We start from the raw sequence: 21269 nt of genomic DNA, 5'->3' as shown, positions 1-21269 counted from the left end.
CTTGCTCATCGGACGCTTACTCATCGGACGCCGAAGATCGCGCCGCCACCGAATGCCGCGCGATGCGACACCGGCTGTCCACCGTCGAGATCGGTGATCCCGTACTCGACGGCCGCCTCCGCGGTGATCACCGTGCTGCCGCTGCGCGCGCCGACTTCGGGATCGGTGGCCAGGGCGAGCACGACCCGGCCGACGAATTCCGGTGTCTCCGCACCCGCGATCGGGAACCCCTCGATGTCCTCGACACCCATCGCCAGCACCTGCTCGGTGCGTACGATCCCGGGCCACAGCGACAGCGAACTCACACCGGTGCCGCGCAGTTCCACGGCCATGTCGGCCGCCATCTTGTCCAGCCCCGCCTTGGACATCCCGTACAGCACCGAGTGCAGGTATCCGCGGGTACCGAACGAGGAGATGTTGGCGATCACGCCACTGCCGCGCGGCACCATGAGCCGCGCCGCCTCGACCGAGGCCACGTAGTGGGCCCGCAGTCCGACCCCGATCAGCGTGTCCCAGTCGGTGACGGGCCGCCGCCAGAACGGATCACTGAAACCGGCGAACCCGTCGGGATTGGCCCAGACGTTGTTGACCAGCAGGTCGAGCCCGTCGTGCTCGGCGGCGATGCGGGCGAACAGCGAGGCGATCTGCGCGTCGTCGCGATGGTCGCAGTGCACGGCGATGCCGGTGCCGCCGCGAGCGCTCACCTCGGCGGCGGCGACCTCCAGTGGTCCGCCGTCACCCGCGGTGCCGCGGCCGGTCAGATACACCGTCCAGTCGGCGGCGCCGAGCGCCAGCGCGATTCCCTTGCCGACGCCACGGCTGGCGCCGGTCACCAGAGCGATCTTCGACATGCTCACTCCTACTGTGCGATCCGGGTGGCGTCATCGAGCGGGCGGGTGATCGCCCACAACTGGTGGAATGTGCACGTCGCGATCTTCCAGCGACCGTCCTGCACCTGGTATTCGTCGGTGTACTCGCCGGTGGAGACGGTTTCGGTGCGCTCGATCAGGTTGACCTGACGAAAGCGCAGCGTCCACCGGCCGCTCGCGGTGCCGTCCTCGCGCACGGTGATGTCGGGGTGCACACCGTGATGCATGTCGAGAATCGCGTGCTTGCCGTCCACCTGCTGCAACGCGATCGACGCGAAGACCGCCGCCATTCCGTCGGCATCCATCGCACCGAGCTCGCCGTAGTCCAGCGCCGAGCCGACCGCGACGAAACAGTCACGGAACCCGACCGGGTCTTTGGCGTCGCAGGCACGGAAATAGCGGTGCTTGAGCGCGGTGATCGCCTCGATCGCCGCCGACCGCGCGAGGTACCTGGTCAAGTCGTCGGGGTGCGGTGTTGCGGACATGAAGCTCCTTGGTCGACTCGACAGATCAGACGTGAAGGAGCTCGAAGTGGCCGGTGAGCGTCCGCTTCCTCTCCTACGTCCCGCGGCCGCCACCGTACGACCGGGACGAGGTCACCGCGGGTCCGGCTTCCCGCTCATCGGGAACGCCAGCGGGAAGCTCACGTTGTCCGAGAGACCGAGAAAATGCTTCTTGTACCTATTCCCGTGCAAGTAAAACGGGTAGTCCGATACTCGTTGCCGATCCAATTGACACGGTTCAGACTGGAATCGTCTCCCAGCGTCGAAATCCCGGACGCGCATTTTCGTTGCAGGCGACGGGCCATCAGACAGTCAGCGAATTGAACCTCGTAGTCCTCGCCACAACCGGTCTGATAGATGGAGAATGGCATGACACAAACAGTGAGCTTCGATTCCTTGAATTCCGCGACCGATGGCCGGGTCCTCGTCCCCGGCGATCCGGGCTACGACGAGGCACGCACCCTCTGGAACGGTGAGATCGACAGACGACCCGCGGTCATCGTCGAGTGCCTGTCCGCCGCCGACGTCGCCGCGGCGGTGACGTTCGCCCAGGAACAGGCGCTCGAGATATCGGTCCGCGGCGGTGGACATTCGTTCAGCGGAGCCTCCGCAGGCGAGGCAGGCATGATGATCAACCTCGCTCGAATGAATCAGGTGGTCGTCGATCCGGAGGCCCGGCGGGTGCGCGTCGGTGGCGGCGCGACGATGGCCGACATGGACGCGGCGAACCAGGCGTACGGGGTCGCCGTGACCGGCGGCGTCATCAGCCACACCGGGGTCGGTGGCCTCACGCTCGGCGGCGGGATGGGCTGGCTGACCCACCTGATGGGGCTCGCGATCGACAACCTGGTCTCGGCCGAGGTCGTCCTGGCCGACAGCAGCATCGTGCGCGCGTCCGCCGACGAGCATCCCGACCTGTTCTGGGCGCTGCGCGGGGGCGGCGGCAATTTCGGCGTGGTCACCGAATTCGAATACCGCACTCAGCGACTCGGGCCCGAAGTGCATGTCGGACTATTCTTCTGGTCCATGGACAACGGGTCGGCCGCGCTTCGTCTGGCCCGGGAACTCCTTCCCACACTGCCCGCCCGAGCAGGAGCCGTGATCGGTGCCGGGATGTCCGCGCCGCCTGCCCCGTTCGTTCCCGAGCAATATCATTTCGCCCCCGGATATGCCCTGATCGTCGCCGGATACGGCACTGCGGCCGAGCATGCCGCCATGGTCGCGCCGATCCGGGACTCGCTCCCGCCGCTGTTCGAATTCGTGTCCCCGCTCCCCTACGCCGGTTTGCAGCAATTACTCGACGATTCCGCGCCATGGGGCATCCGCGGCTATGAGAAGGCACTCGATATCACCGAACTCTCCGACGAGGTGATCGCGGTGATCACCGAGCACGCAGGCAAGAAGACGTCGCCCATGTCGTTCATGCCGATCTTCATCCTCGACGGCGCGTTCGCAGCGGTTGGCGAGGACGAGACCTCGTTCGGCGGTGCGCGCACTCGGCACTATGTGTGCAATATCGTGGCTGCCGCGCCGGACAACGACACGCTCTCGATCGACCGGACCTGGGTCCGTGAGACCTGGGAGGCGCTGCGTCCCCTGGCGTCGAACTCCGCCGGCTACGTGAATTTCATGGCGGAGACCGACGACGACCGCGTCCGAGCCGCCTACGGCGCCAAGTACGAGCGGCTCGCCGACATCAAGTACCGGTACGACCCCGCCAACGTGTTTCACCGCAACGCCAACATCAAGCCTGCTCGATCGTCCTGATTCCCGGGATTCGTCCCTGGACCGGCTGTGCGGCACGCACAAACCGCCCGGACTCAGATTGTCCGAGTAAGGATGTGGCGGTACCAGCGGCAGACGCCCAAGGCGAAGCGAAGTTCGAAGGTGTCTGTGTCGACCGCGATGCCGTAGCGGCCGGTGACCTGTTGGATGCGGTACTGGACGGTGTTGCGGTGGACGTCGAGGACGCGGGCGGTGCGTGAGTAGCTGGCGCCTTCGGCGAGGAACACGTCGAGGGTGTTCCTCAGTAGCTCCACCTTGGCACCATCGCCTGCCAGCGGGCCGAGAACGCGGTGTACGAGGCCGGCCAGTTCGTCCGGGTCGTCGGACAACAGCGCGAAGGGTGCGATCGTGTCGTAGTCGATGACCGTGGGTGCGGTCTCCCCGGCCGAAATGACCAGCGCCTTCGCTCGTGCCGCACTGCGGGCCGAGCGACGGAACCCGGGCAGCCCGTCGCCGACCGGGCCCAGAGCGACCCGCACCGGCAAGCCGGAGGCCTCGACCTGTTCGGTGAGTTCGCCGAGCACGCACGGTTCCTCGACCGGGAACCAGATACACATGGCGCGGTCCCCGGACGCCGCGACCAATTCGGTGCCACCGGTCCGCATCGCCGCGGACAGCAGCTGTCGTGCCTGCTCGAGCGCGCGCACAGCGTCCGTGCCGGTGACCGTCGACCACACTTCGGCCGCGTGGTGGCGCTGGTCGAGTCGATAGCCCAGCACCTCCTCGGCTGCCGCGACGTCGACATCGTCGTTGTCGAGCAGACGGGCGATCCACTGCTGTCGAGCGGCTTGGCGACGGCTGAGCCAGCGATCCCGTTCCGCCTCGTAGATCCGGCCCATCGACGAATTGAGCCGATCCAGGTAGGTCCCCGCGAATTTGAGCAACTCCGCGATCCGAGCGGGTTGGTCAGGGCCCGGAACGGCGAGGATCAGCCCGATCGCCGCGTCGAGGACCCGGTACTGCCCCAGCCCGTAGGCGCGCAGCAGAATCGTCAGCGGTACGCCGCGCCTGGCCAGGCGCTGGGCGTAGGCGGCAGCACCGGCGGGCGGGCCGACGGTGGCCGGGTCGATACTGTTCGCCAGTACGTACTGCACGGCGGCGATGTTCTCCGCGATGCTGGCGGCGCGCATCTCGGCCAGGTCGGCGGCGACGTCGTTGAGCGGGATCATCTGCTCGGTCACCCGGATGAGGTCCTCGGTGATGGCGTCGACACGTGGACCGAGAGCCTGTCCCACCCACACCAGAGATCCGTACGCTGCCACGGCCGCTTCCATTCGTTGAACAAAAACCGTCGGGATGATTGTGCCATCAGCACAAATTTCTGATCGATTCGGTCTGGGCGTCGGTAAACAAACCGGTCATGTGGTCGTGACAGCGTGACATGTGGTGTCATGGTCGCCGAACGCCCCGATATCGACTCCTTCTTGCTTGTTCGACACTGGTCCGCCCCGGTAGGCCGAATCCGACAGGGTTCGTGGGTCATCGCAGAGCTGTGGGCCGGACAGATGAAGGATGTTGTACTCGAATGCGTGAAGTGCGCACCTCTCCACGTGAAGCTCGTCGTGCGCTGCGCGGTCGAGGCAACCGGAAGTCGAGTACTCCTCTCTTCACCCAGCTGCTGACCGCCGCGGTCGACACCGCGGGCGATGCCGTCGCCGTGTCCTACTCGCCCGTCGACGGTGAGCGCCGCGAACTCACCTACACCCAGCTCGACGAGTACTCGTCACGGCTGGCCAGAGACCTGCTCGAACGCGGGATCGGCCCCGACGATGTCGTCGCGCTCGGATTCACCCGTTCGATCGAATCGGTGGCGGCGGTGTGGGCCGTGGCCAAGACCGGTGCCGCGTACGTCCCCGTCGATCCGGCGCTGCCCGCGGAGCGGATCGCCTACCTCCTCGAAGACTCCGGCACGATCCTCGGACTCACCTGCACGGCCCATCGGGACGCACTCGGCGACTCCGTCGAGTGGCTCGATATCGATGCCACGGCCCACCGCGACCGCATCGCGGCGCACCCCGCCCACCCGATCTCCTACCTCGACCGGGTCCGCCCGCTGACCGATCAGCACCCGGCCTATGTCATCTATACCTCGGGTTCGACGGGCCGACCCAAAGGTGTCGTCGTCACCCACACCGGTCTGGGCGCCCTGGTCGCGGCCGCCAGGGAACGCTATTCGGTCGACGGCGGCGACCGCGTCCTGCACGTGTGCTCCCCGAACTTCGACGTCTCGGTACTCGAGCTGCTGCTGACGTTCAATTCCGGTGCCACGCTGATTGTTTCACCGTCGACGGTCTTCGGCGGCCCCGAACTCGCCGAGTTGCTCCGCCGCGAACGGGTGACCCACATGCTGATCACCCCGGCGGCGCTGGAATCTGTCGACGCGCACGACCTCGAATCCCTGCGGGTAGTAGTCGTAGCGGGCGACGCGTTCGGCCCGACCCTCGTCGACCGCTGGGCCGTGAACCGCGCCTTCTTCAACGGCTACGGCCCGACCGAGGCCACCATCCTCGCCACCGGCACGACAGAACTACCGCCGGGCCGGCTCATCACGATCGGTTCGGCCTTCGCCGGAGTCGGTGCGACAGTACTGGATTCGCGCCTGCGCCCGGTCCCCGCGGGCGTGGCCGGTGAGCTGTATCTGTCCGGTCCCGCGCTGGCCCAGTGCTACCAGGGCAGGCCCGCTCTCACCGCCGAACGATTCGTCGCCTCACCCTTCAGCAGTTCCCGCATGTACCGGACCGGCGACCTGGTCCGGCGCACCGCGGACGGCGATTTCGAGTACCTGGGCCGCTCCGATTTCCAGGTGAAGATCCGCGGTTTCCGCGTCGAACTCGGTGAGATCGACGCCGCCCTGACCGCCCACCCCGACATCGAGTACGCGGTCACCCTCGGCACGAAAGCCGACTCGGGCGCGACCGTGCTGGTGTCGTATGTGCTCCCACGGCACGGCATGTCGATCGATACCGACGAAGTTGCCCGCTTCGTCGGCACGTCACTGCCCGGCCACATGGTGCCGACGGTCCTGATGACCCTCGACGAGATCCCGTTGACCCCCAACGGCAAACTCGACCGAAATGCCCTGCCCGCCCCGGTTTTCGGAGCGGTCGGTTCCCGTGCGCCCGAGGGTCCGGTCGAGACCGCCATCGCCGAACTGTTCGCTCAGATCCTCGGGCTGGAGCAGATCGGTGCCGAGGATTCGTTCTTCGCCGCAGGCGGCGACAGTATTCTGTCCATCCAGCTCGTGTCGCGAGCACGCGCTGCCGGCATTTCCTTCACCCCGCAGGCGGTGTTCGAGCACCGGACCGTCGCCGGGTTGGCGCGGGTGGCGGTGCTGGGTGCCGAGTCCGCGCCCACCTTGACCGAACTGCCCGGCGGTGGTGTCGGTGAGATGCCGTTGACGCCGGTGCTGGCCGCCTCGCTGGCCGGTGGGCGTGTGTTCGGCCGGTTCACCCAGCAGATGGTGTTGGCCCTGCCTGCAGGTATCGATCGAAAAGCCCTGGTGGACACCCTCACCGTGGTGCTCGACCACCACGACATGCTGCGTGCCGGTCTGCGACAGGTCGAGGGCACGTGGGAGCTGCACGCACTGCCGCCGGGTGCGGTGGATGTGAACGACCTGCTCATCCGCCTCGATGTCCCGGCAGGCACCGACCAACTCGATGACATCGCCGACAGCGCGATGGATACCGTGCTCGCATCGCTGGATCCGCAGGCGTACCGGATGATCGGCTTCGCCTGGCTCGCCCGCGAGGACGGCCCGGACGGGCTGATCGTCGCGGCGAACCACGCGGCGATCGACGGTGTGTCGTGGCGAATCCTGTTGTCGGACTTGGTCGCCGCGTGGGCCCAGTTCGGTCAACGGGTTGTCTTGCCGCCGGTCGGCACGTCGTTCCGGCGATGGGCGCACGGCCTGACCGACGCGGCGACGAGCAGGCGCGAGGAACTGGACCACTGGCAGCAGACCTTGTCGGTGCCCGACCCGCTGCTGGGCGATCGTCCGCTCGGCCCCATCGATACCGCGTCCACGGTGCGATCCATCAGCGTCGAAGTGCCCGCCGACATCACCCAGGCGGTCCTGAACGACCTGCCGACGATGTACCGTGCGGGCGCCGAGGACGGCCTGCTCGCCGCCTTGGCCATGGCCGTGCGCACGTGGCGGGCCCGACGTGATGTCGACGCACCCGCGACACGAGTCCGTCTGGAAGGTCACGGCCGCGAACAATCGACGGTCGACGGTGCCGATCTGACCCGCACTGTCGGCTGGTTCACCAGCATGTATCCGGTCGCGCTGGATCTGAGCGGAGTCGACAACGAAGCCGCCTGGCACGGTGGCCATGCCACGGCCGCCGTGGTGAAGGCGATCAAGGAACAGCTCCGCGCGGTGCCGCACAAGGGCATCGGTTTCGGCATACTGCGCCATCTGGACCCCGAATCCGCCGCGATGCTCGATGGCTCCCTCGGCCAGGTCGGCTTCAACTACCTGGGACGCGTTTCCGCGGGCGATATGGCCGATGCCGACCACAGCTGGCTACCCACCGCCGACTGGGGCGAGCCCGTCGCGGAACAGGACCCCGCCCTGCCCGCTGCCGCCGTCATCGACATCAACGCCCTAGCCACCGGCACCGACACCGGCCTGCGACTGCGCGCGTCGTTCTCCTATGCCTCCGGGATCATCGACGAGGAGTCGGTGCGCGAACTGGCCGACTGCTGGACGGCGGCCTTGTCGATCCTCGCCGACCACCTTCGTGATCCTGCAGCGGGTTGCCTCACCCCCGCCGACGTGCCGCTGGTCCAGGTCACCCAGACAGAACTCGATACCTGGCATCGCGAACGCCCGCGCCTGACCGATGTGCTGCCGTTGGCACCTTTGCAGCTCGGTCTGATGTTCCTCGCGCAGGTGTCTCCGGCCGACCCCTATATGGTCCAGCTCGCGGTGGAGCTGACCGGCGAGGTCGACACCGACCGCCTGCGCCGAGCAGCCCAAGCGGTCCTCGACCGCCACGCGATCCTCCGCACGGCCTTCGGCTCGTCGGCAGCGGGGACTCCGGTCGGTTTCGTGGCCGAGGGTGTCACGGTGCCGTGGCGGATAGTCGACACCGACGGTGCCGACGCCGACGAGTTCCTGGCCGCCGAAGCGCGGATCGGTTTCGAACTTTCCGTAGCGCCGCTGCTGCGTTTCACACTGTACCGCCGCGCCGACGGCATGCACCTGGTGTTGACCGCGCACCACCTGCTCGTCGACGGCTGGTCGATGCCGCTGCTGATGCGCGAACTGCTCCTCTGCTACGCCACCGACGGCGCCCCCGCGGTGCTCCCGCGCGTGCGCCCCTACCGTGACTACCTCGCCTGGCTCGCAGACCAGGACCGCTCCGCCGCCTTGCGGAATTGGCGCGAGGCACTGTCCGGACACGAACCGAGCCTGCTCACCGCCGCGGTCACGGCGCCGAACGAGACGACCGACGGGCACGGCATGTGCACCGTCGAGCTGTCACCGGCCGAGGCCGAGGAATTGGCGGTCTGCGCCGCGGCCAACGACGTCACGGTCAACACCCTGTTCCAGGCGGCATGGGGTGTGGTGCTGGCCGGTGCGTTCGGCCGCGGCGATGTCGTGTTCGGCGCGGTGGTCTCGGGCCGCCCACCGCAGCTGGACGGCGTCGACGGCATGGTCGGACTCTTCGCCAACACCATCCCCGTCCGAGTCCACTTCGACAAGTCCGAACCACTGCGAAACATGTTGTCGCAGCTGCAGTCCGAACAAATCGCCCTGCTGGACGGTCATCACCTCGGCCTCGCCGAGATCCAGCGGGCCGCAGGCGCGGGCGAGCTGTTCGACACGCTGATGGCCTACGAGTCCTACCCCGTCGACACCGAGGGAATGCGCCGCGCGCACGGCTCTATCGACGGCCTCGAGATCGTCGATGTCCGAGCGGCCAACGCCACCCACTATCCGGTGGCCGTCGGTGTCGAGGTGGGCGAGGGGATCCGTGTCGGTGTGCAGTACCGGCTGGACCTGATCGACAGCGGCATCGCGCAAGCCCTCGCGCACCGCCTGCGCGCCACCCTCGACGCCTTCGTCCGGACGCCGGACCACACCGCCGCACAGCTCCTGGACGAACTCGATCGATCCGACGACCCGATCGCGGAGTCGACCTACTGGCGTTCCGTCCTCGCCGATCTCCCCGAGGACCTGAACCTCCCCACCGATCGCGCCCGCCCCGCAACTCCCGTAGCAACCGATGCGCGCATCTCCTTCGAGATCCCCGCGGATCTCCATCAACGAATGCACGACTTCGCCCTGTCCCACGAAACGACCGTGTTCAGCCTCGTGCACACGACCTTCGCGGTACTCCTCGCCCGACTGTCCGGCACCGAAGACATCGCGCTCGACACCCCCTGCCCGCAGTCCCCGGATGCCCGGCTGGTGTTACGACTACCGGTGCGCGGCGCCACTCCTGTCGACGAACTGTTGGCCGAAGCGACCACGGTTGCCCGGCGGGCATTCGCGCGAAGCGGGTCGCCGGACGCACAGGACGGGCATTCCCGTGTACGGGCGATGCTGGTGTCAGACGATCGCTCGGACGTGGAGGCGGTCGATCGGGATCTCGTGCTGTTCCTGCGCGCGCCGAGTACCGCGCACCACGCCGCCAACGGCGAAGGTGCCATCGCCGCCGAGTTCGTTTACGCCAGTGCTCTTTTCGACCCGGCGACAATCGCGGTGTTCGCGCAACGGCTGGTTCGTCTGCTGGCAGCGGCGATCGAGCACCCCTGTTCCCCCGTCGGGGACCTCACGCTGCTCGATGCCGAGGAGCACGCGGCACTGACCGAGCGGGGCGCCGATACCGAAGGCGGCACCGCACTGTTCCCGGAGTTGGTCTCGCGCGGATCAGCCCTCGGTCCGGATCGGGTCGCCGTCCGGTACATGGACCGCTCGATCACCTACGGCGAGCTGAACGAGCAGACCGCCCGACTGGCCCGCGAGCTCATCGCCCGTGGTGTCGGGCCCGAAGTCGCTGTCGCCGTTGCCCTTCCCCGGTCCTTCGACATGGTCGCCGCCGCACTGGCCATCGCCGCGGCAGGTGGTGTGTATGTGCCGATGGACCCGCGCAATCCCGCCCAGCGTCTCCAGCACCTGGTCACCGACTCCGGTGCGAAGCTCGGCATCACCGCCGCCGCGCACCTCGAAGACCTGCCCGACGACCTGACCTGGCTGACCCTCGACGACCTCGACCGAGCCGTCACTGCGCACGAGACGACACCGATCACCGACGCGGACCGCCTCGCACCCCTGCGTGTCGACCACCCCGCCTACATCATCTACACCTCGGGTTCCACAGGTCTGCCCAAGGGCGTCACCGTGACCCACGCCGGCCTGGCCCCCTTGGTCGACGAAGCCGTCCACCGCTACCACCTCGAGTCCGACCACCGCTTCCTGCACATCTGCGCCCCCTGGTTCGATCCTTCGGTCCTCGAATGGCTGTGCGCCTTCGCCACGGGAGCGACGCTGGTCGTCGTACCGTCCGATATCGCGGGCGGCGTCGAACTCGCGGAGCTGCTGGCCGCCGAGGCCGTCACCCACGCCATCATCACCCCCGCCGTCCTCGGCACCCTCGACCCGGCCGGGCTGGACGCACTGGAATCGTTGTCTGTCGGCGGTGACGTGACCACCCCGGAACTGCTCGCGAAATGGCAGCCCAGTCGCCGCTACCTCAACGGGTACGGTCCCACCGAGACCACGATCATCTCGTCCTACGCCGAACTCACTGCCGGACAACCCATCTCGATCGGCAGCCCGGTGCAGGGCACGCACGCGATAATCCTGGACGCCCGCCTGAACCCGGTACCGCCGGGCGTCACCGGTGAGCTGTACTTGACCGGTCGTGCGTTGGCACGCGGCTACCGCAATCAGCCGACGACGACCTCGGCCCGATTCGTCCCCGACCCGTGGGGTGCGCCCGGCACCCGCATGTACCGCACGGGCGACCTGGTGCGCCTTCGCATCACCGGCGACATCGACTATCTCGGCCGCGCGGACACCCAGTTGAAGGTGCGCGGTTTCCGGATCGAACCGGGTGAGATCGATGCCGTGCTCGTCAGCCACCCCGCTGTCGAGTTCGCGGTGACCGTGGGTCGGCAGACCCCCGCAGGATCGACAACGCTGGTGACCTACGTGCTCGCGGCACAGGATCATTCGGCCGACGCCCAGGCGCTCACCGAGTACGCGACAGACCGTCTGGCCGCGCATGCGGTGCCGTCCGCGATCGTGGTTCTCGACGAGCTGCCCCTGACCTCCAACGGCAAACTCGACCGCAATGCCCTGCCCGAACCGACCATCGCGACGGAGCCCGCCGCCGCGCCGACGGGCACAATGCAAACCCTCCTGGCCGAGCTGTTCGCCCGCGTCCTCGGCGTGCCCCAGGTCGGTGTGCACGATTCGTTCTTCGCGATCGGCGGCGACAGCATCCTGTCTATCCAGCTGGTCTCACTGGCCCGCACGGCAGGCATCGTCTTCAGCACCCGTGACGTGTTCGAACACCGCACCGTGGCAAAGCTGTCCGATATCGCCGCCCTCGACAGCCCGAACGCGCCGGTGCTGGCAGAACTGCCCGGCGGCGGCATCGGCGAGGTCGCGTTGACGCCGGTACTGGCCGACTTCCTGACCACCGGTTCGAGCGACCGCTTCGCCCAGACCATGGTCCTGGCACTACCCGAGAACATCGACCGTGCGGGCCTGAAGGCAACCATCGCCGCGGTCCTGCGCCACCACGACATGCTGCGCTCACGCCTGCGACGCGACGGCGACGATTGGCGATTGGAGGTCCTGCCGCCCCACGCGATCGATGTGGACTCGCTGATCACCGAGAGCGACGCTGGTGCCCGAATGGCAAGCGCGGCAACGGACTCGTCGTTCGAGACCGAAACATCACTCTCTACCAGCGACACGGCGATCGCAGATGCGCTGACCCGAATCGGCAGCGCCGCAATGGATTCGGCGCTCTCCGCGCTGGATCCAGCCGAAGCCCGCATGATCGCCTTCACCTGGATCCGCAGGAACGGCGCACGCGATGTCCTCGCGGTGGCCGCCCACCACTACGTCATCGACGGCGTCTCCTGGCGAATCCTGCTACCCGACCTCGTCGTGGCGTGGGCCCAGCACGCGTCAGGTCAACAGATCACCTTGCCGCCGGTCGGCACCTCGTTCCGCCGTTGGGCGCACGGTCTCGCCACTGCCGACCGCACCGCCGAACTCGAACACTGGCAACAGGTCCTGTCCACCCCCGACCCGTTGCTCGGCGCCCGCGCGGTCGACAGCCGCGTCGACACCGAAGCGACGATGCGGTCGATCACGGTGCAGATTCCGGCCGATATCGCCGAACCCCTGCTCACGACCCTGCCCGCGCAGTACCGGGCAGGCGCCGACCACCCACTGCTCGCCGCGCTGGCCTTGGCCGTGCGCGTCTGGCGTGCGCGTCGCGGTATCGACTCTCCCACGCTGCGACTGCGACTCGAAGGCCACGGCCGACAGGAGGACGCCGTCCCCGGTGCTGACCTGACCCGCACCGTCGGCTGGTTCACCACCGTCTACCCCGTCGCCCTCGATCTCAGCGCCGTCACGCCCGCGAACTTCGACGATGAAGCCCTCGCCGCAACGGTCCGCACCGTCAAAGAGCAGCTCCTGGCTGTGCCCGACAACGGCATCGGCTTCGGCCTGTTGCGGCTCGACCCGCAAACCCGAAACCTGGTGTCCGGCAACATCGGCCAGATCGGTTTCAACTACCTGGGCCGCGCGACCACCGCAGCCCAGCCCACCGACGACGCCGCATGGCTGCCCACCGCCGATCTCGGCGATATCGAGGTCGACTACGACCCTGCCCTGCCCGCGCACACCGCCCTCGACATCAACGCGATCGCCGTCACCACCGACACCGGTCTGCAACTGCGGGCGAACTTCCGCTACGCCACCGGCATCCTCACCGAGTCCGCGGTCGAGGAACTGGCCGAGGACTGGACGAGCTGGCTCACCGCCCTCGCCGACCACACCCTCCACCCGTCCGCGGGCGGGCTCACCCCGTCCGACGTTGCGCTGGTACAGGTTTCGCAAACCGACCTCGACACCTGGCGCCGAACCCATCCGGGCCTGTCGGATGTGCTGCCGCTGTCGCCGTTGCAGCACTCGCTGCTCGCGCTGGGCGACATGCTGGACGAGTCGGTCCACGCCTACGTCATCCAGCTCATGGCCGAACTGACCGGCGAGCTCGACACCGACCGGCTACGCCACGCGGCCGCGACCGTGCTGAACCGGCACGCCAACCTGCGCTCGGCCTTCGTCACCGCACCCGATGGCACCCCGGTCCAGCTCGTCGCCGATGCCGTCGAAGCGCCGTTCCGGATCGTCGAAGCCACCGATGCCGAGCTGCCCGCCCTGCTCGCCGCCGATCAGCGAGCCGGCTTCGACCCCGCGATCGCGCCGCTGCTGCGATTCACCGTGTACACCACCGGTTCCGGGCGCAGCCACCTCGTCCTGACCGGCCATCACATCCTCCTCGACGGCTGGTCCATGCCGCTGCTGATGAAGGAACTGCTCGTCCTCTACGCCACCCACGGCGACGCGACCCCGCTACCGCCGGTGCGCCCCTACCGCGACTACCTCGAATGGCTCACCCGACAGGACCGCCCCGCCGCCGAGCGCGCATGGTCGGAGGTCCTCGACGGGGTGCGCACCACCATGATCGCCCCCGAGCTGACCTGGCCGCCCGCGACCGGCAACGGCTACGGCCTGTGCGAGTTCGAACTCGACGCCGCGCGCACCTCGGAACTGACCGGCTTCGCCGCGGCCGCCGAGGTCACCGCGAACACTCTGTTCCAAACGGCTTGGGGCCTGGTGGTCGCCGCGAGCACCGCGCGCGACGATGTCGTGTTCGGCGCCACCGTGTCCGGCCGCCCGCCGCAGCTCGACGGCGTCGGCGACATGATCGGCCTGTTCGTCGACGCGGTCCCGGTGCGCGTGCGCATCGATCCCGCCGGCAACGTCGGTGACCTGATCCGCGCCGTCCAGGCCGAACAGGCCACCCTGCTCGACCACCACCACCTCGGCCTCGGCGCGATCCAGCGCGTCGCGGGACTCGGCGAACTCTTCGACACCATGCTCGCTTTCGAGTCCTACCCCGTCGACGTCGAAGGCCTCCAACAGGCAGGCGGAGCGCTCGACAACCTGAGCATCGACGACCTGCAGGGCGCCGACCACACCCACTACCCGATCACGGTCCTGGTCTTCCTCGGCGCCCGCACCCAGGTGCAGATCAAGTACCGCCGCGACCTCGTCTCCGATGCCGTCGCGCAGGCGATCACCGACCGGCTCCACACCGCCATCGACCACCTCATCGCGACGCCGAACACCCCCGCGACCACCATCGCCGAACAACTCGCCGCCGACCCCACCGACCCGATCACGCGTTCCCGGTTCTGGCGCCGAACCCTGGCCGACCTGCCCACCCGCTTGACCCTGCCCACAGACCACCCACTCGCCCGGCCGAACCCGTCGCCCACCCAACGCGACCGTTGGCCCGCGAGCTCACTCGCACAGGGCCGCCCGGCCGATCGCCACGAGAACGCCCGGACTCATCGGCAGGATCGCACCCAGGTGGCGATCCCTGCGACGGTGCACCGCGATCTTCGCCAACTCGCCGACACCGCGAACGTGAGCCTGCAGTCACTGATCCGCACGGCCTTGGCCGTGCTGCTCGCACGACTCACCGCTTCCGACGACATCGTGATCAGAACCGGCGCTCCTGATCTGTTGCTACGCACCGCCATCGACCCCACAGCGCCGTTCCTCGATCTGCTCACCCAGGCACACGAGGCCGAGTCCCGAGCGCTGGCCCATGCCGGCATCCCGCTCGCGGATTTCGCCGACCTGCTCGGCGTCGAGCCCGTTTCGCTGGGACAGGTGTCGCTGACGATCCGCTCCGGCGCGGGCTCATCGGCGGGTGCGGACAGTCAACTGCCCGACGGCAACGCCGAGACAACCGGTGAGCTCGCCGTGACGGTGGTCGAGTCCGAGTCGAGCATGACGATCGAGATGTCGTTCGCCCGAACCCTTTTCGATGACCACGAGGCCGGTACCTTCGTCCGGCGCCTGGTCCGGCTGCTCACCGCCATCGCCGCCCAACCGCGCACCCCGGCGGGCGACCTTCCTCTGTCCGACCACGCCGAGAACACCTTCCTCACCCACATCGGCGACGGCACAACCTCCTCGGCTACGTGCACCCTGCCCGAGCTGCTCGTGCGTGGCACCGGCTACGGCCAGCGTCGAATCGCCGTGCGCGACAACGCGAACAGCTACACCTACGGCACCCTCGACGCCGACTCCTCACGCCTGGCCCGAGTTCTCATCGCCGAGGGGATCGGCCCGGAAACAGTCGTCGCCTCGGCCGTCCCGCGCTCCTACGAGTCGATCGTGGTCTTCTGGGCCGTCGCCAAAGCCGGTGGCGTGTACCTCCCGGTCGATCCGAACTACCCCGAAGACCGTGTGCGTCACATGCTCGACGACTCCGGCGCGACAATCGGCCTCACCGTCGCGGCCAGGGCGAACGGACTCCCCGAATCCCTGCGCTGGTTGATCCTCGACGAGCCGACCGTGCGGGGCCGTATCGCCGCCTGTTCGTCGACCCCGGTGCGTGATCGCGACCGCCGAGCGCCCCTGCGCCGCGACAACATCGCCTACGTGATCTACACCTCCGGCTCCACCGGCACACCCAAGGGCGTCTCGGTCACCCATGCGGGGCTAGGTGCCCTTGTCGCCCACTCGGCAGCCCTGATGCGTCTGCGCCACGACCACCGCATGCTGCACGTCTGCTCACCCAGCTTCGACCAGTCGATCGAGGAACTCGGCACCGCCTTCCACCGCGGCGCCACCCTGGTCATCGCACCACCGGACACCCTGGGCGGCACCGACCTCGACGACCTGCTGCGCACCGAACAGGTGACGCACACGATCATCACCCCCGCCCTGCTGAGCACCCTGGATCCGGCCGCCCTGCCCGACCTCCAGTGTGTGTCGGCAGGCGGCGAAGCCACCACTGCCGAACTCCTGGCCGCCTGGCAACCCGGCCGCAGCTTCCTCAACGGCTACGGCCCCACCGAGGCAACCATCGGCGCGACCTACTCGGCGTTGCGCGCCGGAGACCGCGTCACCATCGGTCGCCCCGTACCGGGCATGCGAGCGGTCGTCCTCGACGCCCGCCTGCACCCGGTACCGGTGGGTGCCACCGGTGAGCTGTACCTGGCGGGTCCCGCACTCGCACGCGGGTACCGGGGCCGCAGCGCCGCCACCGCCGACCGTTTCGTCGCCTGCCCGTGGGCAGGACCCGGCGATCGCATGTACCGCACCGGCGACCTCGTCCGCTGGGTGCACGGCGACACCTATGAGCTGGAGTACCTGGGCCGCACCGACTTCCAGATCAAGATCCGCGGTTTCCGCATCGAACCCGGCGAGATCGACGCTGTCCTGCTGCGGCACCCGCAGGTGAGTTTCGCCCTCACCGTCGGCGCCGAGAACCCCGCCGGTGACACCGCGCTGGTCTCGTATGTGACGGGCCGCGACATCGATCCCGGTGCCATCGCACGGTGGTCGTCATCGATGCTGCCCGCGCACATGGTCCCGGCAGCCGTGGTCGTCTTGGACCGTGTCCCACTGTCCGCGGCGGGAAAGATCGATCGAAACGCCCTGCCCGCACCGGAATTCGTGACGCGCACCTACCGCGAGCCCGCGACCGGGCTGGAACGGACGGTCGCCGAGGTGTTCGCCGAGGTGCTCGGTGCCGAACGCGTCGGCGCCGACGACAACTTCTTCGACCTGGGCGGCAATTCGCTGCTCGCCACCCGCCTGACCGCACGCCTGGGCGCGGCCGTCGACATCCGGGTGCCGGTGCGTGTGCTGTTCGCCGCACCCACCGTCGCCGAATGCGCGCACGAGATCGCCGGATTGACCCGCGCGGCCCATCGTCCCGCCTTGCAGGCGCGGCCGCGACCGGCCCACATCCCCCTCTCACCCGCCCAGCAGCGGATGTGGTTCCTCAACCGCTTCGACACCGGGACCGCCGCCTACAACATCCCGGTCGTGCTCCGCCTGAACGGCGCGCTCGACACCACCGCGATGCAGCGGGCATTCACCGATCTCGTCGCACGCCACGAGATCCTGCGCACGATCTATCCGACCGTCGACCACGCCCCGGCCCAGATCGTCTTGCCGATCGACCACCCGGACGTGCCACGCCTCCAGGTCACCACGATCGCCCGAGGCGACAGCGCGGCATCCGATGACACCGGCGGCGAAGACGTGACAACCGCAGTGGCAGAACTGGTTTCGACAGTCTTCGACGTCACCGCCGAGGTCCCGCTGCGCGCCACCCTGTTCGAACTCGGCCCCGACGACTACGTCCTGGCAATGGCGGTCCACCACATCGCGGGCGACGGCTTCTCCGGTGGCCCCCTCACCCGCGACCTCGTCCTCGCCTACACCGCACGCGCGCGCGGAAATGCCCCCACCTGGGCACCGCTGCCCGTGCAGTACGCCGACTACGCGATCTGGCAGCAAACCCTGCTCGGCGACGAAGCCGATCCCACCTCGATGTCGGCTGCCCAGCTCACCTATTGGCAGCAAGCCCTGGCAGACCTGCCCGACCAGCTCGAACTACCCCGCGACCGGCCACGACCCGCGATCCAGTCCTATGCGGGCGGCCGAGTGCCGTTCACTCTCGACACCGCCACGCACGCCGCTCTCGCCGAACTGTCCCGCACCCACGGCGCGACCCTGTTCATGGCCGTGCACACCGCCCTCGCGGTGGTGCTCGCCGAGCTGTCGGGCACCACCGACATCGCCATCGGCACCCCCGTCGCGGGCCGCGGCGACGCGGTCCTCGACGACCTGATCGGCATGTTCGTCAACACCCTGGTCTTCCGCACCCGGGTCGACGCCGGTGCGAGCTTCGCGCAACAGCTGACCCGCCAACGCGAAACCGACCTGGCCGCCTTCGCCAGCGCCGACATCCCGTTCGAACGGCTCGTGGAAGTGCTCAACCCGGCCCGCTCCACCGCCCGCCATCCCCTGTTCCAGGTCGGTCTGTCGTTCCAGAACCTGGCCGAGGTACGGATGGACCTGCCCGGCATGAGCGTGTCGTCGGTCGAGCTCGACCGTGAGCTGTCCCAATTCGACCTGCACCTGATCCTGGCCGACCGCTACACCGCCGAGGGTTCACCCGCCGGCATCTCCGGCTACTGCACCTACGCCACCGACCTGTTCGACGCGGCCACGGTAGAGGGCTTCCTCGCCCGGCTCACCCGCCTCATCACCGCGGTGGTCACCGACCCCGGCGCACCGCTGCACACCATCGACCTGCTCGCCCCCGCCGAACGAGCCCAGATCCTCGACACCTGGAATCACACCGCGCGACAATCGGATCCGAACACCACCCTCGTCTCGATGCTCGACGCCACCGTCTCCTCGGCACCGAACGCCGAAGCTCTCGTCGCCGATGACGTGCGCCTGACCTATGCCGACCTGGACGCCCGAGTGAACCGCCTGGCGCGCGCGCTCATCGCGGCAGGCGTCGGCCCGGAAACCCGAGTGGCGCTGGCCATGCGCCGGTCGGTCGACCTGGTCGTCGCGATGTACGCGGTCAGCACAGCAGGCGGCGCCTACGTCCCCATCGACCCCGACCAACCACAGGCACGCACCCAGTACATCTTGGACACAGCGGCGCCACTGTTGATCCTCACCAGCGCCGACACCTGGCTCAGCGCCACGGATTCGCCCGTCAACTGCAGTAGCGGAGACGGCCGCACCACCGCAGCATCCGGCGATCTCGGCAGCCCTGCGATGGCAACACGCTCCGCCGCAGGCAACAGCTCTGGCTCCGACACCGTGACGGCGACCCCAGTTCTTGCTGTCGAGCAGATGGACCTGTCGACATACAGCCCTGCCCCAGTCGCCGACCGAGACCGCCGTGCACCCTTGCGTCCGGCGAATACCGCCTACGTGATCTTCACATCGGGTTCGACGGGCCGGCCGAAGGGTGTGGCAGTCTCGCACTCCGCGATCGTCAACCAGTTGCGCTGGAGGGCAAACGAATTCGGGCTCACCGCCGCCGATTCCGTAATCCTGAAGACCCCCGCGACGTTCGACGTGTCGGTCTGGGAATTCTGGTCTCCGGCGGTCTGCGGCGGTCGACTGGTCATCGCCGCACCCGACGGCCACCGCGACCCGGCCTACCTCGCCGACCTGATGCGCCGCGAAGAAGTGACCACCCTGCACGTGGTGCCCTCGATGCTCGACGCCCTGCTGATCGAGGGACTGCCACCGTCGTTGCGTCGTGTCATGGCACTCGGCGAAGCCCTCCCGGTCGCCTTGACCCGCCGTTTCGAAGCCGCAGCCCCGAACATCGCCTTGTTCAACGTCTACGGCCCCACCGAGGCCGCGGTCTCGATCACCAACCACCGGGTGAGCCCCACAGACACGACCACTGTCCCGATCGGCACACCGGTCTGGAACAGTCAGGTCTACGTGTTGGACGCCCGACTGCGACCGGTCCCCGCAGGGGTTCCCGGCGAGCTGTACCTGGCAGGCGTCCAACTCGCTACCGGCTACCTCGCCCGCCCCGAACTCACCGCGGAACGCTTCGTCGCCAGCCCGTTCCATCCTGGCACCCGTATGTACCGCACCGGTGACCTCGCCGTATGGAACGGCAACGGTGAAGTCGAATACCGCGGCCGCACCGACTTCCAGCTGAAGATCCGCGGTTTCCGCATCGAACTCGAGGAAATCGATGCCGTCCTTGCCGCACATCCCGACGTCAGCTTCGCAGTCACTGTCGGCCGCGAGAACCAGGCGGGGGCAACAGTATTGGTGGCCTACGTGGTCGCCGAGCACGGTCACGAGGTCAGCGTGGACAACGTCGGCTACGTGGCCGCCCAAGCCCTGCCCGCCTATATGGTCCCCACCACGATCATGGTCCTCGACGAACTCCCGCTGACCAGTTCCGGCAAACTCGACCGGGCAGCGCTGCCCGCTCCTGAACTCGCCACCCGCACCTACCACGCGCCGGACACGGCCATCGAACACACGGTCTGCGACATCTTCGCCGACATCCTGCACCTGGACCGCGTCGGATTGGACGACCACTTCTTCGAACTCGGCGGCACCTCCCTGAGCGCCACCCGCCTGTCCACCCAGCTCGGCGCCGCGACGGCCGCCACCATTCCGGTCACCTGGATCTTCACCACGCCCACCCCAGCGGGCATCGTCGCGGCGTTGCGCTCCGAAGGCACCGACAGTGCGGGCTCCGACGCCGCCTTCGACGTCCTGCTGCCCTTGCGTACCGAGGGCACCAGCGAGCCCCTGTTCTGTATTCACCCCATCAGCGGCATCGCCTGGTCCTTCAGCGGCCTCGCCGCCCACCTCGACCGCCCGCTCTACGGACTCCAATCACCCGCGTTGAGTTCAACTGAGCCACTTCCGGATTCGATCGAGGAATGGGCTCTGCTCTACCTCAAGGAAATCCGCGCCGTGCAAGCCGAAGGCCCGTACCACCTGCTCGGCTGGTCCCTCGGCGGCGTCATCGCCCACGCCATGGCCGTCCAGCTACAGGAAGACGGCGAGGAAGTCGCGGTGCTGGCCATGCTGGACAGCACCCTGTCGTCGGCGTCGACGACCGTCGCGACCACCGTGACCGCTGCCGACCTGCTCGGCGGGTTCGCCGACGTCGACGAGGTGAACCTCGCCGAACCGGTCGACGTGCACCAACTCGCCCGAACACTGTTCGAACTCTCCGCCCCGCAAGCGACACTCGACCCCGCCCGCATCGACCGAATCGTCGACGCGGCGATCACCTCGGTCGGCCTCGACGCCGCCTATCGCCCCCGCCGCTTCGACGGCACCATCACCTATTTCACCGCGGCCCAAGACGATCCGACCGGGACCACCGGTGCGTCGTCCTGGGACGAGGCGGTGACCGGCTCGGTCGACAACCATCCCGTGGACGCGACCCACTGGCGAATGACCGAGGACCGAGCCCTCGCCGTCATCGCCGACACTTTGCGGGGTGAGTGACCCAGATCA

The 21269-nt window shown here is 68.2% G+C and carries 5 protein-coding genes; 2 read left to right on the top strand and 3 right to left on the bottom strand.

Annotated features, from left to right (window positions below):
* Nucleotides 1-20 precede the first annotated feature (20 nt).
* Together ACFWPX_RS00240 and ACFWPX_RS00235 are read right to left on the bottom strand one after the other, a co-directional pair.
* Nucleotides 21-851 carry an SDR family NAD(P)-dependent oxidoreductase gene (locus ACFWPX_RS00240; protein WP_378924513.1) on the bottom strand — a complete coding sequence of 277 codons (831 nt, stop codon included), beginning with the start codon at nt 849-851 and terminating at the stop codon, nt 21-23.
* 8 nt (nt 852-859) lie between these two features.
* Complete coding sequence (locus ACFWPX_RS00235) at nt 860-1354, bottom strand: nuclear transport factor 2 family protein (protein ID WP_378924512.1); 495 nt, start codon at nt 1352-1354, stop codon at nt 860-862.
* Between the two features lie 387 nt (nt 1355-1741).
* Between ACFWPX_RS00235 and ACFWPX_RS00230 the strand changes: the two genes are divergently transcribed.
* On the top strand, nt 1742-3139 hold the full coding sequence (locus ACFWPX_RS00230) for an FAD-binding oxidoreductase (RefSeq protein ID WP_378924510.1): 1398 nt from the start codon (nt 1742-1744) through the stop codon (nt 3137-3139).
* A 53-nt stretch (nt 3140-3192) separates the two neighbouring features.
* On the opposite strand, the gene ACFWPX_RS00225 is transcribed toward ACFWPX_RS00230, so the two are convergent.
* Nucleotides 3193-4419 (bottom strand): PucR family transcriptional regulator, encoded by a 1227-nt coding sequence (locus tag ACFWPX_RS00225; RefSeq protein ID WP_378924508.1) that lies wholly within the window; start codon nt 4417-4419, stop codon nt 3193-3195.
* Nucleotides 4420-4682: 263 nt separating this feature from the next.
* Here ACFWPX_RS00225 and ACFWPX_RS00220 point away from each other — a divergent pair, with 263 nt between their 5' ends.
* A complete protein-coding gene (locus ACFWPX_RS00220) occupies nt 4683-21260 on the top strand; it encodes an amino acid adenylation domain-containing protein (RefSeq protein WP_378924506.1) in 16578 nt (5525 codons plus the stop codon).
* The last annotated feature ends 9 nt before the right edge of the window (nt 21261-21269 follow it).

Origin of the sequence: Nocardia sp. NPDC058518 (assembly GCF_042719655.1) — a bacterium.
In the GTDB taxonomy this organism is placed as follows: Bacteria; Actinomycetota; Actinomycetes; order Mycobacteriales; family Mycobacteriaceae; genus Nocardia.
Note: the sequence above shows the minus strand (reverse complement) of the source record. Positions and strands in the feature narration are given on the sequence as shown.

Excerpts from the sequence above, each read along its gene's own strand:
- ACFWPX_RS00230 (WP_378924510.1), top strand. The coding sequence starts at position 1,742 with ATGACACAAACAGTGAGCTTCGATTCCTTGAATTCCGCGACCGATGGC.
- ACFWPX_RS00240 (WP_378924513.1), bottom strand. The coding sequence starts at position 851 with ATGTCGAAGATCGCTCTGGTGACCGGCGCCAGCCGTGGCGTCGGCAAG.
- ACFWPX_RS00235 (WP_378924512.1), bottom strand. The coding sequence starts at position 1,354 with ATGTCCGCAACACCGCACCCCGACGACTTGACCAGGTACCTCGCGCGG.
- ACFWPX_RS00220 (WP_378924506.1), top strand. The coding sequence starts at position 4,683 with ATGCGTGAAGTGCGCACCTCTCCACGTGAAGCTCGTCGTGCGCTGCGC.